The 17,707-nt window shown below is 70.8% G+C and carries 1 protein-coding gene (cut by a window edge); it reads right to left on the minus strand.

Annotated features, from left to right (window positions below):
• Window positions 1-17,689, minus strand: the 5' portion of a protein-coding gene (locus U3653_RS28265) for a type I polyketide synthase (RefSeq protein ID WP_195082949.1). The gene continues 4,088 nt to the left of window position 1, outside the view; 17,689 of the gene's 21,777 nt are visible here — the first part of the coding sequence; the start codon lies at window positions 17,687-17,689; its stop codon lies off the left edge, out of view.
• Window positions 17,690-17,707: the final 18 nt, after the last annotated feature.

The raw sequence follows: 17,707 nt of genomic DNA on the forward strand, positions 1-17,707 counted from the left end.
GGATGTGGAACGGTGTGGCCGCGAAGTCGATGTTCGGATTGGGTGGCGTGGCGTGCAGCGACGGCACGATGGTGCCGTGGCGCAGTTGCAGCAGCACTTTCGTCAGCGCCGCGACACCGGCCGCCGCCTCGAGGTGGCCGACATTCGACTTCACCGAACCGATCGGCAGCTCGGTGCCGCCGGAGCGGCCGAATACCTTCGCCAAACCGGCGATCTCGATCGGATCACCCAGCGCGGTGCCGGTGCCGTGCGCCTCGATATAGGACACCGACGCCGGGTCCACGTCACCGGCGCGCAGCGCCGAGCGGATCACCGCGGCCTGCACGTCGGGATTGGGGACCGTGAAACCGTTGACCCGGCCGCCGTGATTGATCGCGGTGCCTTTGATGACGCCGTAGATGGTGTCGCCGTCGGCTTCGGCGTCGGCCAGCGGCCGCAGCACCAGCGCCCCGACGCCCTCACCGGCCACATACCCGTCGCCCCCCGCGCCGAAGGAACGGCAGCGGCCGTCGGTGGAGGCGAATTGCCCCTGGCTCAGTGCGACGAATTTGTACGGGTGCAGCGACAGATTGACGCCGCCGACCACCGCCAGCCTGCATTCGCCGGTCCGAATGCTCTGGCAGGCCAGGTGCAGCGCGGTCAGCGAGGACGAACACGCGGTGTCCACCGCCATGCTCGGCCCTTGGAAGTCCAAGGCGTGCGAGACCCGATTCGGGATGCTCCAGAACGTCGAGCCGGGCAGCGTGCCGCGCCCGAGCCGGGATTCCTCGGCCCCGAACATCTGGTAGGTGCCCCACATGACGCCGACGAACACACCGGCCTGCTCGGGTCGCAGACCGCCGCGGGCCAGGTCGGCCCGGGAATGGCCGGAGTCTTCCAATGCGGCCCAGGCGGTTTGCAGGAACAGCCGCTCCTGCGGGTCGAGGATCTCCGCCTCGCGCGGGGAGATGGCGAAGAACAGCGGATCAAAGCAGTCGACGTCGTCGAGGAAGCCGCCCCACTTGGTGTAGGCGGTGAAAGGGTTGTGGCGGTCGGGGACGAAATAGCGGCTGTGGTCCCACCGGTGGCGGGGGATCTCGGTGACGCAGTCACGTCCCTCGAGCAGGACACGCCAGTACTCGTCCAGCCCGTCCGCGCCCGGATAGCGTCCGCTCACACCCACGATCGCGATGTCACCCGCCGTGTCGGTGTGGCGATCGGCATTGGAGAAGGCGATCGGCGTCTCGAGGTCGGCCGCCGCCCCCCGAGCCACCTGCTGAGAGGCGCTGGGCACGGTCGTCCTCGCGCCTGGGTCTGCCGATTCGTGCGGAGTCACCGGCTGCCGGTCGGCCGAGGCCGCCGCGCCGTTCGTGCCCGTGCTGTGGGTGCGCACGGCGGGCGTGCGCTGGTGACGGGCGCTGGGCACGGTCGACGTCGCGCCTGGGTCCGCCGATTCGTACGGAGTCACCGGCTGCCGGTCGTGCGCGGCCGACCGGTCGGCCGAGGCCGCCGCGCCGTTGGCGCCGGTCCACCGGGTGCCGCCGGTGGGCGCGCTGTCCATTCCCTGCGGCCACACGGGCACTGCACCGTTCGACGTGGGCATGGTGACGCCCGTGGCATTTTCGGCGTTCCGCGTGGGAGCGGGTGTCCGTGCCGCCGTCGGATCGGAGGAATCGCCATCGTTGTCGATCGACGGCGGCACGGACGGCGTTGCCACGGAGCTCAGCCGCACCAGCAGGCCGACCACCGCGCACGGGGTGGGGTACTCGAACGCCAGAGTGGCCGGCAGGCGGTGACCGCTGGAGCGCGACAGCTCGTCGCGGATCTCCAGGGCCGCGACCGAGTCCAGCCCCAGTTCGTGCAGCGGACGATCGAGATCAGCGTCGGGCGCCAACCCGAGGCAGCGGCGCACCAGCGCCTCCATCCGCGCGGCCAGATCGCCGGAATCGTCTGTCGTGGAGACTTTTTCGGCTGCGTGCGCAACCGAATCCAGCAGCACATCCGGCACGTCGGCGTCCGGCACCCCGGTCAACGGCATCGTGGTAACCGCAGCGGTGGCGGTTCCGATCAGGCGGTCCAGCGTGTCGAAAGCATCTTCGGGGCGCAGCAGACCGTAGCCGCGGCGGGTCAGCCGTCGCACCGCGTCGCTACTGAGCCGCTCGACCATTCCGGTGTCCGCCCACGGGCCCCACGCGATCGACAGCGCGGGCGAGCCCGACGCGTCGCGCGACTCGGCCACACCGTCGAGGAAGGCGTTGGCGGCGGCGTAGCCGGCCTGACCGGGCAGGCCGACCACCGCCGCGGCCGAGGAGAACAGCAGGAAGAAGCGCAAGGACCGGCCCGCCGTGAGCTCGTGCAGATGCCATGCTCCGAACGTTTTCGGCGCCAACACCCGCCCGACCCGGGCGGCCGTCTGCTCGGCGATCACGCCGTCATCGAGCACCCCGGCCAGGTGCGCCACTCCAACCAGCGGCGCAAGCTCCCGGTCGATCCAATCCAGCGTCGCCGCCACGGCCGTCCGGTCGGCGACGTCGAGCGGCCGGACCTCGATCCGTGCGCCGCGCCCCCGCAATTCGGCGATGACGGACTCCGCTCGCGCATCGGGTGCGGATCTCCCGGCGAGCACCACGTCCCGCCAACCACGCTCGACGAACCAGCCAGCCAGCCGCAAGCCGACCCCACCGAGGCCGCCGGTGATCAACACCGTTCCAGCAGCTCCGGACGCGGCCGTCGGATCGCTGGGCACGCTCGTCAACGGCACCAGCCGCGGTACCCGGCGAGCTCCACCGCGCAGTGCGAGTTGCCGCGGCGCCGAGGGCGTCACGAGCGTGTCGACCACGACACCGGCACCGGTGAACTGATCGAGATCAATGACCCGACAGCCTATTTCGCGGTACTCCAGTTGCGCGCCGCGGGCGAAGCCCCACAGCGCCGCCTGCTGCGGCGCCACCCGGTCGGAAGGTACGACCCGCTGACCGTGACGGGTGAGCAGCCACACCGCCGGTTCCCCGGCCAGTGCCGCGGCCTGCACGAGATGCAGCGCACCCACCACCAGGCGTTCCGCCGCCACAGGCGCGGGTACGTCCTCGTCCGACAGCGCGATCGCGGAGACGATCCCGCGCAGCGGTGCGCGACCGTCGTCCACCGCGCCGAGCAGTGCGCGCACCGCCGCGGGCACACCGAGATCGATCTCGAACTCGTCTTCGGCGCGGAAGCTGAAACCGGCTCCGGGCCTGGCCAGTACACATTCCCCGCCGCGCGCCCGCAATTCGCCCGCGAGCTCGTCGGCGAGGCTTCCGCGCGCGCCGATGATCAGCCAGCGGCCGGTCGCCGAGACCGGCGCCACCGGTCCGGCCTCCCGCCAGTCCACACGGTAGGTATCCGCGACCGCCTGCGAGGCGGACGACTGGCCCGCCGACTGCGGCATCGGCGCGGGTATCACTCGCAATCCGTTCGCGACCAGCACCGGAGAACCCTCCTCATCGAGCAGACGAACATCCGCGACACACAACTGCGGCGTCTGCTCGAGCACGCGCACATGGCCGAATCGAACGGTGCCCGCCGCAGCCGAAACGAGCACCTGGTCCACCGCGAACGGCACCCACGTCTGCTCGTCCCCCTCTGACGACATCGCCGCATAGGTGGCTTGGAATGCCGCGTCCAGCAGCACCGGATGCACCCCGGCGGTATCGGTCTCGGGATCCGACAGCGTGGCCAAGGCCTCGTGCCGCCCCAGGCGCAGGCCGACGACACGGCGGAACGCCGGTCCGTACGGCAGACCGGCGCCGGCCAGCCGTTGGTAGAACTCCACTGCGGCGAGGTGTTCCGGGCAGCGGCCCAGGATCTCCGCCAGGCTGGACCCGTCCGGGACCTGGCGCCTACCGCTACGGACATGAGCTCGCGCGTGCAGGCCCATGGTTTCCGTCTCGACCTGAACCGCCAGCCCGTCCGTGGCCGGCTCGAAGCCGATTCGCACCGGCTGCGGGCCGTTCAGTGGCAGACCGTTGGTGATCACGAGGTCATCGATCGCGACGACGTCACCGGCGACCAGTCCGCGCGCGAGGTCGGCGATCGTGGCGACGAACCATGCGCCCGGCACGACGACAGCCCCGTTCACGACATGATCAGCCAGATAGCGCGGCGAATCGGGTTCGAGCGTCAAGTCGAAACAGCTCTTGCGGTCGTGTGATACCGAATTCAGCGGCCGTTCCGCCGCCTGGCCGTCACCCGTAGCGGACGACCACTCCCCCGACGCTCCCGGCAGCGCGGCCGGTGGATATCCGGAATCGCGCGTTGCGCGACGGTGCGCCGTTCCATTTCCGCCTTGCGCAGGAAGAGCCGGGTAGGTTGCGGTTTCCACGTCGGCCGGCGCAGGCAGCGCACCGAGATTCGCTAGCGGGTCACCCGAAGGCATCGACACGGACGAGTGCGTGGCGTCGTCCTGAGGCTGTGGAAGGGCTGGGCTGACGGCCGCTGGTGCGAAGGCGGCGCCGGGCATCGATGCGGCGCGGGACTCGAAGGCGCCGTTGGAGCGTCTCGGGAAATCGGGGTACCGGGCGGCAGTGCCGCTCGAAACCGCAAGAGCGGGTTCCGATTGCGAGGCGACCCAATACCGTTGTCGCTGAAAAGGATAGGTCGGGGCCAGCACATGCCGACGTTTGTGCGGCCGATGCACCTGCTCCCAGTCCACCGGCACGCCGGCGACATACAGGTGACCGAGTGCCGTCATCATCGTCTCGCGATCACCGCGGCCGCGACGCAGCGACGCGACGAACCGCGCCGAGTCCCCCAGCACTCGGTCGCCGAGGGCGGACAACGTCGGATGCGGGCCGATCTCGAGGAATCGGTCGATGCCGAGCTCGGCGATGGCCCGCAGGCCCTGCGCGAACCGCACCGGCTGACGTGCGTGGCGGGCCCAGTACCGGGGGTCGAGTTCTCCCGGGCGCAGCACGGCACCGGTGAGATTCGAGATCAGCGGAATCGTGGGATCGGTCATCGTCGCCTTGGCCGACGCCGCGGCGAGGTCGTCGAGAATCGGGTCCATCGCCGCGGAGTGGAACGCATGCGAGACGGTCAGATCAGCCGACCGTATGCCGTCGGCCGACAACTGCTCGCGCAGCAGATCCAGTGCCGCACGCGGTCCGGCGACCACCACCTGCGCCGGTCCGTTGTATCCGGCGATCGACACCGCGGGCTCGAACCGTGCGACCAGCGGGGAGACCCGCTCGGCGGCAGCGTCGACCGCCATCATCCCGCCACCGTCCGGGAGGCGCTGCATCAGGCGGCCGCGCACGGCCACCAGCCGCATGGCGTCCTCCATGCTCATCGCGCCCGCGGCGCAGGCCGCGACGAATTCCCCGACGCTGTGGCCGAGCACCGCCGCCGGGGCGATCCCCCACGACCGCCACAACTCCCACAGCGCCCACTCGACGGCGAACAACACCGGCTGGGTGAACACCGTGCGACGCAGCAACTGTGGCCCGTGATCGCCGTACACGGCCTCGACCAGCCCGATCCCGTCCGCGATCGGCCCCAGCACCGCGTCGCAGCGCCGCAGCGCGTCACGGAAGACCGGCTCGGAGTCGAACAATTCCCGTGCCATGCCCGGGTACTGCGACCCCTGCCCGGTGAACAGCAGCGCCACCTTCGGGCGCGCCGCGCGCTCCACCCGGCCCCGGATCTGGTTCGGCGCACGCAGCTCTCGCGCCGCGGCGGCGCGGGTGTCGGCGACCACCGCGAGTCGTTGTTCGAAATGGGTGCGTGCGGTCGCGGCCGTGTAAGCCAGGTCGCCCAAAGACCGCTGTCCCGCGTCCATTTCGTCCGCCCAGCGCCCCGCCAAGTCGGCGAGGGCGGTCTCGTCGCGCGCAGACAGGACGAGTACCTGCGCGGCCGGTGCTTCCGGTCGTGGTGGGGGCGCCGGATCGCCTGGCGTCAGGATGACGTGCGCGTTGGTGCCGCTCATCCCGAAGGAGCTGATCCCGATGGCCGGTTCGTGCCCGGTGTGTGGCCATTCCCGGGCCTCGCCCACGACTTCCACCGGCATCGCGGCCCAGTCGATCAGCGGATTCGGCGTGTGGAAATGCAGGCTCGGCGGGATCCGGCGGTGCCGCAACATGAGCACGGCTTTGATGACCCCGGCGACACCCGCGGCGGCCTCGGTGTGCCCGATGTTGGTTTTGACCGACCCGATGAGCAGCGGCTGCGTGCGGCCCGCGCCGTACACCTCGGCCAGCGCGGTGGCCTCGATCGGATCGCCGAGCGGGGTGCCGGTGCCGTGTGTCTCGACGTAGTCCACCGCGTCCGGCCGCAAGCCCGCCCGCTCCAGCGCGTCGGCGATGACGCGCTGTTGGGCCGGGCCGTTGGGCGCGGTCAGGCCGTTGGATCGTCCGTCGTGATTCACCGCGACGCCGCGCACGATCGCCAGCACCTGATCGCCGTTGCGCCGGGCCCGCGACAGCCGGGTCAGCACCAGCACGCCGCAGCCGTCGGCACGGACGTAGCCGTTGGCGTCGGCGTCGAACGCCCGCGAGCGTCCGTCGGGCGACAGCGAGGCCAGACGGCAGAAACCGATCGTCGTCTCCGGAGCCAGCTGCAAGTTCACCCCGCCCACCAGCGCCAGATCGCAACGGCCCGCGCGCAGCCCGTCCGCGGCCGCCTGCAGCGCCACCAGTGACGAGGAGCAGGCCGTGTCCAGTGTCATCGCCGGGCCTTGCAGCCCGAGCACGTAGGCCAAGCGCCCGGCCGCGACGCTCGGCGCCGAACCGATCACCGAGTAGGCGCCGATCGCGGTCGGATCGGCGGCTCGCGTCGGCGTCGCCGGATACTCGCTGAAGCACAATCCGACGAACACACCGGTGCGACTGCCCGCCAGCGTGCCGGGCGCGCGCCCCGAGCGTTCCAACGCCTCCCAGCTGGTTTCCAACAACAGGCGTTGCTGCGGGTCCATCGCGCGTGCCTCCGCCGCGCCGATACCGAAGAACGCGGGGTCGAACTCGTCTGCGCCGTCGACGAAGCCGCCCCAGCGGGTGTACATCGCGCCGAGCGCTGCCGGGTCGGGGTCGTAGTAGGCGTCGATGTCCCAGCGCTGCGGCGGCACCTCGGTGATCGCGTCGCGTCCCTGCCACAGCAGGTCCCAGAAGTCCTCCGGTGTGCGCACCCCGCCGGGGAAACGGCAACTCATGCCGACGATGACGATCGGGTCGTCGTCGGGCTGGTCGCTCCGGAAGTCGGTACCGGTCAAAAGGGGCTGTTGCGCAGGCTGTTCCGTCGACTCCGATACCGGATACCGCGGTGTGTGCGCGACAGTGGACACGTCGGTCGCGACCAACGACACGTCTGCGGCGACTGGAGGCATGTCGATCGCAGCCGATGGCACGTCAGCCGTCAGCGGGGTCGCATCGGGGCCGAAGGTGTGAACGTCAGCTGCCAGCGGGGTTGTGTCAGCGACCAGGGGGGCCGCGTCCGCCACGAGGGTGCGCACGCCTTCGGCGATGTCGCCCACGCCTCCAGTGGGAGCGGATGCGCCTTTGCGTTGCAGGAACCGCGCCATCTCACGCACGGTCGGATAGTCGAAGACGAGCCCGGCGGGCAGCGGCATTCCGGCTTCGGCGGCGAGCGCGGCCCGCAGCTCCATACCCGTCAGGGAGTCGACTCCCGTGTCGTGCAACGGCAGTTCCGGATCGAGTTCTCCGGCGCGATCGAGCACCCGCATCGCCACGCGCTGGACGAGCGCCTCCCAGCCTGCGAGATCGTCGGACGCCTGCCGCGCTCGCGCCGCACCGGTGGTGCTCGGTTGGGTCGGCGGAGGGGCGGCCGTCGTGACCTGCCGCGTGCGCTGCGCGTACCACCGCTCCGGCACGAATTCGAAGACGCCCGGCGCCGCGCAGTCGTGCTGAACAAGGTGATCCAGCGCCGCCACCGCGTCGCCCGTGCGCAGCGGAGGCAGTCCGCGCCGCACGAGTCGTGCGGTGACCTCGGGCCGGTCGGCGGCCATGCCCACATCGGCGAACGGCCCCCACCCGATGCTCAGCGCGGGCAGTCCCTCCGCACGCCGCCGCCAGGCCAGCGCGTCCAACGCCGCGTTGGCCGCGCCGTAATTCGCCTGGCCGGGGGTGCCGAGCACGCCCGCAACGGAGGAGTAGGTGACGAACAGTTCCAGCGGCTGGTCGCGGGTGAGCTCGTCCAGGTGCCGGGCCGCGAGATATTTGGGGCCGAGCACGGTCTCGAACCGCGCCCAGGTCTGCTCGCCGACCACGCCGTCGTCGAGAACTCCCGCGCAGTGCACCACGCCGCGCAGTGGCGGAAAGCCGGATTCCGCAATGCCTCGCAACAGTGCGGCAACGGCGGCCCGGTCACCGACATCCGCCTGCCGCGCCGTCGCCTGGGCGCCGGCGGCGCGCAGCGATGCCAGCAACCGCTCCCCCGCCGGATCGGGCGCGCGCCTGCCCACCAGCACCAGATGCCGGGCTCCGCGGCGGGCCAGCCAGCGTGCGGCCTCGGCGCCGAGTCCGCCGAAACCTCCCGTCACCAGGTAGGTGCCATCGGGCAACCGGTCACCGCGCGCGGCGAGCGGGACCTCTGCGCCGACCAGGACGACCCGGCCCGGATGATCACGTTCGGCCATCGCGCGGAATGCCTCGGCGGCGCGATTGATGCCGTATGCCGCGTGCGGCGGCGCGGTCAAGGCATGCTGCTCGAACAGCGCCATCACGTCCCGCAGGATCGCGCCCGTCCTGCCTGCGTCGACAGTGGCCGGATCGAAGGCCCGATGGTCGACATCCGCGCTACGCCGCGCCACGCGGGTCTGCACCGAATCCACGACCTCGACGAATCTGCCTCCCGGCCGCAATATTTCGGCGGCCTGCGCGGTGACGTCGACGCCCGAGGCGTGCACCACGACGTCCACTCCGTGCCCCGCGGTCACCGCCCGGACCCGTTCGCCCAATTCGTGGCTACGCCAGGTCTGGATCTGCGTGACCGGCAGCCCGGCGTTGCGGGCCCAACGGCACAGTGCGGCGGTCGCGTACACCTGCGCTCCCGCCTGCGCGGCGAGCTGGATCGCGGCCATGCCGATGCCGTCGGCGGAGCCGTGGACGAGCACCCGGTCTCCGGCGCGCAGACCACCGAGGTCGAACAGCGCGTACCAGGCGGCGGTGAAGGCGTATGGCACGGTCGCGCCGTCGGTGAAGGACAGATGATCCGGCAGCCGAGTCACCAAGCCCTGGTCCACCGTCACGTGGCGGGAGAAACTGTCACCCGCCAAGGCGACCACCCGATCACCGACCTCGAACCGCTCCACTCCGGAGCCGACCGCGACGACCCGGCCCGTGCATTCCAGACCCAGCGATTCCGCACCGTCCGGATGAATACCAGAAGCCACCCACAGGTCGTGGGCGTTCAGGCCGGTGGCGGCGACGACGATCTCGACCTCCCCTGCCGCCGGCGCGCGCCGGATACCGGGCTCCAACCGCATCCGCTCGAAATCGCCGGAACGGTGCGCGACCAACCGGTAATCGTCGGCGGATGCGAGGCCGTCGGCAATGCGCGCGGTGAGCCAACCGCCGTCGCGCACGGCGAATTCCCCTGCGGCGCGACCGCTGAGCAGCTCCTCGGCGACCAGCGCGCCGTCCACGACGGATTCCGCGGGCAAGTCCAGCAACCGGCAGCCGAACTCGGGATGCTCGGTGGCCAGCGTCCGTCCGAAACCCCACAGCAGAGCTTGCTCGGGGTCGGGGCGGTCGGTGGGGATGACGCGCTGGGCGTTCACGGTCACCAACCACAACGCGTCCGGTCCATGCCCCGCCGAGTCCAGTGCGCGCGTCAACCGCAGAGCTGCTTCGACGCGCGTCCGGGCGGACGTCGCCGTCCAAGCGAAGACGATGCCGCGAAACGGACGCGCGGCGTCGGAAAACGAGAACGGATCGGTCGCGTCCTCAGGGCGAACGACCACGATGTCCGCGCCGCGCGCGCTCAATCCGGCGGCGACAGCGTCACCGACCGGACCGTCACCGAAGATCAGCCAGCGTCCCGCCGGTCCCTCGCGCAGACCGGCCTCGACCGGAACCCATTCCAGGTGGTGCAGCAGATCCGCGAGCCTGGTCGAGTCGGATTTCGGCGCGGCATCGACGTTCGCAGCCAGGAGGCTCACGCCTTGCACACTCGCGAGCGGGCGCCCGGACGCCGAGTACAGCGTGGCGTCACCGACGATGACCCGCTTTCCTCGCTCGGTCACCCGCACTCGGCACCGGACCGTCGCATCCTCGATCACAGGGTTGCCGAAGAATCGGACACGATCTATCTCCGAGGGCAGGAACAACTCCCCGCCCCCGGTCGCCGTCACCACGATGCTGTGCAGACAGGCATCGAGCAGGACCGCGTCGAGCGCGGTGCCGCCACCGGCCGACCGGAACACTGTCTCGGCCTCGGTGTCGCTGATCCGCCGGAACTCGAGGGCACAGCGGTAATCGGGACCCAGATCCAGGCCGAGCCGAGCGAGAGCGTCGTAGTAGGCGGGCCACACGTGCGCCTCGGAATCACCGGTCACAGCCGCGAGCGATTCCACCGAATCAGCTTGTGGCGGCGTAAGTTTCGCCTCGGCGTATGTCGCCTGGCCATCGCCGGAGCGGATGAAGCGCACAGTGTGGCCGTCCTGTGAGGGTTCGGCCACGGCCCGCACCGCGGCTCCGGTGACCTCCAGCGGCGTGATCAGCCGCAGCCCCGCGACGTCCCATGATCCGGGCAGTCGCGTGGCGATCTCGTGCAGCTGAACGCACAGCCACGCCGCGGGCACCGTCGGCACACCACGTAACCGATGGCCGGCGAACATCTCCGAGGTGAGCGGCAAGGTACGCGACGACTGGGTCTCCCGCGATGGCGGTGTGAGCTCCAGCCAGTGCCGTTTGCGCTGGAACGGATAGGTCGGCAAATCGACATGGCGCCACCGGCGGTCGGCATAGACCGCATCCCAATCGATGTCACCGCCATCGACATACCGCCGAGCCGGATCGACCAGTCCGCTCGACATCTCGACGACCGACTTGCCCACGATGCCCCCGGAGGCGACGTTCTCCAGCGCGGCGCGCAACTGCGCGGCGGTGTCGAAGCAGATCGCCACGCGCTCGCCGAAGTGTGTGCGGCCCACCGCGGCATTCGCGCACAGATCCACCAACGCGGTCTCCGGGCGGGCGGCCAAGAGATCGCGGTAGCGGGCCGCCAGTTCGCGCAGGGCATCGGCGTTCTTCGCCGACAGAACCAGCAGATGCGGCCCGGCGTCGTCGGAGGAATCCGCCTCCGACATCTGCGGCGGTTCTTCGATCACCACATGCGCGTTCGTGCCGCTGATCCCGAACGCGCTCACCCCCGCCCGCCGGGGCCGCCGCGAACGCCGCCACGGCCGCTCCTCGGCGACCACGCGGATCGCGACCGAGTCCCAATCGATGTGCGGATTGCCCGAACGGAAATGCAGCGAAGCGGGAATGCGATCGTGCCGCATCGACTCGATCACCTTGATGATGTTCGCGATGCCCGCCGCCGCCTGGGTGTGCCCGAGATTCGACTTCACCGATCCGATCCACAGCGGCGTCGCCTCGGTTCGGCCCTTGCCCAGTGCCGCGGCCAGTGCGTTCACTTCGATGGGATCACCGAGTGCCGTGCCGGTGCCGTGCGTCTCGACGTAATCGATGTCCTGCGCGTCGAGGGCGGCGTCCGCCAGCGCCGCGCGGATGACCCGTTCCTGCGCCGGACCGTTGGGTGCGCTCAATCCCTGGCTGCGACCGTCGGAGTTGACCGCGGACCCACGAACCAGCCCCAGTATCCGATCGCCGTCGCGCCGCGCGTCCGCCAGTCGTTTGAGCACGAGCATTCCCGCGCCGTCGCTCCAGACCACACCGTCGGCGCGCGCGTCGAAACTCTTGCAGCGGCCGTCGGCGGCCAGGCCGCGCGCCCGCGCGAAATAGATGTCGAGCGAGGGCGTCAGCACCACGGTGGCGCCACCGGCCAGCGCCAGATCGCATTCGCCGCTGCGCAGGCTGCGCACCGCCGTGTGCACGGTCACCAGCGACGACGAGCACGCGGTGTCGATGGTGAGGCTCGGGCCCTGCGCACCGAGGAAATACGACAGCCGACCGGACGCGACGCTGGAGAGATTGCCGGTGCCGAACCAGGCATCAGGCGCGACATCGGCACGCGCCATCCGTTCGGCGTAGTCGTTGGACATCACGCCGACGAAGACCCCGGTCCGGCTGCCCTCCAGCCGGCTCGCCGGGTATCCGGCGTGTTCGAGCGCTTCCCAGGCGGTTTCGAGCAGCAGACGCTGCTGCGGGTCCAGCATCCGCGCCTCACCGACGGAGATGTCGAAGAATCCGGCATCGAAATCCTCGACACCATCGACGAAACCGCCCCAGCGCGTGTAGGTCTTGCCGTCGGCATCCGGGTCTGGATCGTAGAAGGCGTCCACGTCCCAGCGGTGTGCGGGCACCTCGGTCACCGCGTCGGTTTCGGTGGCCAGCACCCGCCACAGATCGGCGGGCCCGCGGACCCCGCCGGGGTAGCGGCAGCCGATGCCGACGATCGCGATCGCGTCGGCGTATTCGTCGGCGGCAGCGCCGGTTTCGGTCGTTGTGAACTGCGACACGTTCGGTGTAGTAGGTGTAACCGGAAGTTCCGCCGGGTACACCGGGGAGGTGAGCTGCTCGGGGACGCGCGTGGTCGATTGCTTTTCGGCCTGTTTCGCTGCCGTGCGGCCGGTGGCGCCGAGCCGGGCGATCTCCTCCGACACCGCGGCGACCGTCGGATGATCGAACAGCAGGGTCGCCGGCAGTCGCACCCCCAGCTCCGCGGAGAGGGCGTTGCGCAGTTCGACCGCCATCATCGAATCGAGCCCGAGTTCCCGCAGCGGCGTGCGATCGGGAACGGCGGCGGTGCGGCCGAGTGCGGACGCGGCATGGGTGCGTACCAGTTCCAGCAGCTCCGCCGGATCGCCCGGTTCCTGGACTTCGACCGGGTCCCGCTCCGCCGTGGCTTCCGTGACGGCGGGGAAGACCGCGACGGCTCCCTCCGCCGACAGCAGCGAGCGCAGCGCTCGGGCGCCGTCCTCGGCATCCAGCTCGCCGACGCCGTGGCGCACCCACGCCCGGCGGGCGGCGTCGCTGAGTCCTTCGGCCATGCCGGTGCCCGCCCACGGCCCCCACGCGATGCTGACGGCGGGCAGTCCCCGGGCGGTGCGCAGGAGGGCGAGGGCGTCGAGATACGCGTTCGCCGCGGCGTAATTTCCTTGTCCGGCGGTGCCCACCCGGGCGCTGACCGACGAGAACAGCACGAACAGATCCAGCGGCCGTCCCGCGGTGAGCTCGTGCAGGTGCCACGCGCCCGCGACCTTCCCCGCGAACACCCGGTCGATGTGTCCTGCGGTCTGTTCCAACAACACGGCGTCGTCCAGCACACCCGCGCAGTGCACGATCCCGGCCAGCCTCGGCAAATCCACGCCGAAGCGGGCGAGCAGCCCTTCCACCGCATCCCGGTCTCCGACATCGGCCACCACGGTCTCGACTCGCGCCCCCAGTGCGGCGATCCGCGCTATTTCCCGCTCGTCTCGCGGGGTGGGGCCGCTGCGGCCGGCCAGCACCACCGTTCCCGCACCGGCCTCGGCCAGCGTCCGAGCGGCGGTCAGTCCCAGCGCGCCGCGTCCGCCGGTGACCAGATACGCACCACCACGGTCCAGCTCGGCCACCGCGCTCACTTCGTCGGTGGGCTGCATCCGCATCGTATAGCGGTGACGCCCGCGCAGAGCTATGACGGAATGATCTGCGGAGGAACGTATTTCGTTCACCAGTCGGTGGTCGTCGCAACGAGCGTCCACGGGCAGATCGATCAGGCGACAACGCAATTCGGGCAGTTCGGTGCGCACCACCGCGCCCAGTCCCCACAGGGCCGCGGCGGCCGGGCGCACGGGTTCACCGGGCAAGGCCGCCGTCGCCCCCATCGTCACGACATACAGCGGTGCGTCGGACACCGTGCGGGCCATGCGCTGCACCACGGCGAGGGCGAATCGCGTTTCCACCTGCGCCGTTTCGGCGCTGTCATCGGCCTCGGCATCGGCGAGGTAGATCACCGCCCGGTCGCCGCCGGGCCACACTTCCGGATCGGCAGTACGCGCCACCGCCACCGCATCGGTGCCCGCGGCGCGCAACGCGGCGGCAAGCTGGCCCGCCTGCTGCCCGACCCCGATCACCAGCGCGGCGGCGTGCGCCCGTGCGGTGGGCGACCCCACGGCGGGCTCCCAGACCGGACGGTGGGTGAGGCCGGACATGCGATACCGATCCTGCGACTGTCCGGGAGTCCCGGACTCGGCGAACCATACGTCGTCGATATCGCAGACGACCGTGCCCGCGGTATCGAAGATCGTGAGCCGAACCGTCCGGCCGGTGCGCTCGGCCAGCGCCCACGCCGTTTCGCCCGCATCCTGGCCGGACAAGCGCAGTCGGCCGATACCTACCGGCAGTCGAGCCGCGCCGCCGTTTCCGGACACCAGCGCCAGACCGGTCTGGATCGCGGCGTCGAGCAGACACGGCAGCCAGGCGTCCGGTTCGTCGGCCAGTTCCGCGGGACGCCGCAGTTCCGCGAGCAGGGCGCGCTCGCCGGACCGCAGCCGCGTTATCCAACGAAATCGCGGGCCGAAGGTCAATCCCGCGTCCGCGCAGCGACGGTAGAAGTCCTCGACGTCTTCCTCGGTGGACATCACCCGTCGTGCCGCGGACAGTTCACCGGCATCGCGCGGCCGAGCCGAGACGGGTCGAACCGCGGCGGACACCGCGGCGACATCGCCGTTCTCGACGTGGAACCGCACTTCGGTGTGATCGCCCGCATCGGTCACCAGCGGCTCGGCCAATTCCGCCAGCGGCACCGGTCGCGCGGCGACGAAGTCGATCAGCTCGTGGCCTGCGCCTCCGGCCGCACGCAACGCGCGCAAGGCGAGGTCCGCCGCGGGCACCACCGCTCGGTCGCGGAACCGATGCTCGGCGAGGTATCCGGTACTCGACGACGCGCTCCCGATCGGCACAGACACCCGCTCTCGTTCGAAGGGGTAAGTGGGCAGGCCGTTGCGCCTGCGCGCGTCCCCGGGAATCACCGCGGTCCAGTCGATGTCGGCGCCCGCGCGATACAACGCGCCGACGCCGGTCAACAGCACCTCGTCGTCGGTGGATGTCCGGCGCATGCTCGGCACCCACAAGGCGTCGGGGTCGGTGTTCCGCCCGAATTCCAGCAGCACCGGATGCGGTCCCACCTCGAGGTAGACGTGCACGCCGGACTCGGCGGCCGCGCGCACGCCCTCGGCGAAACGAACCGTGCCGCGCGCATGCGCACGCCAGTACGCGGCATCCATCGGGCCATCGACCCGCGCGCCGGTCACGTTGGACACCAGCGGAATCGTCGCCGCGCGTGGGACGGGCGCCAACTCCGCGACCGTGGCCTCGAAGTCGTCCAGCACCGGATCCAGCAGGGGCGAATGGAAGGCCGTCGTCCCGGGCAGCCGCACCGCACGGATCGACCGTTCCTCGGCAGCCCGCACAACTCGACCCACCCCGTCCACCGCTCCGGACACCACGAATTGGCCGGGACTGTTGACCGCGGCCACCGACACACTCGCCGCGAGCTCGTCCAGCAGATCGTCGAACTCGACGGGCGCGGCGAACACCGCCGCCATCGCCCCTCGCTGCGCTACCGCCTGCATCAGCCGGCCCCGTTCCGCGGCCAGACGCAAGCCGGTGGCCAGGTCGAACACTCCCGCGACGGTCGCCGCGACCAGTTCACCGAGGCTGTGCCCCAGCACGACATCGGGGCGAACGCCGAACGACGACCACAGCGCGGCGCATGCCCATTCCAGCGCGAAAAGGGCCGGCTGCGCGTACTCGGTGCGAGCCAGCAAGTCGTCGTCAGCGGCGAACAGCACCGACCGCAGACGCAATCCGCCGGGAAGCGGCCCCAGCAACTCGTCGCAGCGGTCCAGCGCCGCACGGAAAGCCGGATACTTGGCGTCCAGCGCCGCGCCCATCCCGGCGTACTGCGCGCCTTGGCCGGTGAACAGCATCGCCACCCGCGGCTTACCCGGCCCCGGTTCGATCGTTCGCCCCGGAGACGCCACGAGTTCGCGCGCCGCCTCCTCGGCTGTCCTGGCCACGACCGCCCGCCGGTGCGCGAAATGCGTGCGTCCCAGCGCCGCGGTGGCGGCCACATCGGCGAGCGGCATCTCCTGCCTGCCCAACTGCTCGGCGTAGTCGCGGGCCAGTGTGTCGAGGGCTGAGGAAGTACGGGCCGAAAGCGCCAGTAACACAGGACCCTTCGGATCCACACGCGCCGTCGGCTCAGGTGCTTGCTCCAGCACGACGTGCGCGTTGGTGCCTGCGAAACCGAACGAACTCACCCCTGCCATTCGCGGCTGCGCGGTGCGCGGCCAGGCGAGATCGTCGGTCGGCACCGCGAGCGACGTGCCGTCCAGCTCGATCTTCGGGTTCATGGTGGCGAAATCGTGCTGACGTGGAATTCGTTCGTGCTGCAGTTGCAGCACCACCTTGATCAGCCCGGCGATGCCCGCGGCCGCTTCGAGGTGCCCGATCTGCGACTTCACCGAACCCAGCAGGCACGCGGACCCGTCCGCCCGCGTCGCGCCGAGCACCTGCGACAACGCCTCGATCTCGATCGGATCACCCAGCGGCGTGCCCGTGCCGTGCGCCTCGACGTAGCCGATCCGGTCGGCGGCGCACCCGGCGTCGGTCAGCGCGGCGCGCAGCAATTCGCGCTGTGCTGTCGGATTCGGCGCGGTCAGCCCCATGGAACGACCGTCGTGGTTCACGCTCGAGCCTCGGACGAGCGCTCTGATCTCGTCGCCGTCGGCGATCGCCCGCGAAAGCGTCTTCAGCACAACGACCCCCGCGCCCTCGCCGCGCACATAGCCGTTCGCGCGCGCGTCGAAGGGGCGACAGCGCCCGTCCGGAGAGAGCGCCCCCATGCGAGCCAGCGCCTCCGATGTCAGCTCCGATTGCAGCAGGTTCACTCCGCCCGCCAAGGCGACGTCGCACTCGCCCGAACGCAGACTGCGGCACGCCTGATGCACGGCTACCAGCGACGACGAGCACGCCGTGTCGATCGCCACCGCGGGCCCGCGCAGTCCGAGCACGTAGGACACCCGTCCGGCCACAATGCTCGACATCGTTCCGGTGAGCGTGTGCGCGTCCACCGAACTCACCCAGTCGGGAGTGATCGTGCGCTGGTACTCCTGCCAGCTGACCCCGAGGAACACCCCGGTGCGGGCAGCGGCCGAACCGCCCGGCGCCAGAGCGGCGTCTTCCATCGCCGCCCAGGCGACTTCGAGGATCAGCCGCTGTTGCGGATCCATCGACGCCGCTTCGCGCGGCGCGATCCCGAAGAACTCCGCGTCCATGGCGTCGATCGGACCGGCCAGCAGCCCGGCTCGCCGCCGCGCCCGACGAGGCCCGGAATCCGCTACGGGCCACCGGCTTTCCGGCGCATCGACGATGGCGTCGCGGCCCGAGCTCAGCAGATCCCAGTACTGCCGCGGGGATTCCGCGCCGCCGGGAAAGCGGCAGCCCATCCCCACGATGGCGATCGGCTCGCGCTGCGGCCGCGCCTCCAACTCCTGAATCCGGCGGAGTGCCCGCGTCAGCAAGACCCGTAGGTCATACCCATCATCCGACATCCGCAAAGCCACCCACAT

The organism is Nocardia implantans, assembly GCF_035544775.1.
GTDB classification, from domain to species: Bacteria; Actinomycetota; Actinomycetes; order Mycobacteriales; family Mycobacteriaceae; genus Nocardia; species Nocardia implantans.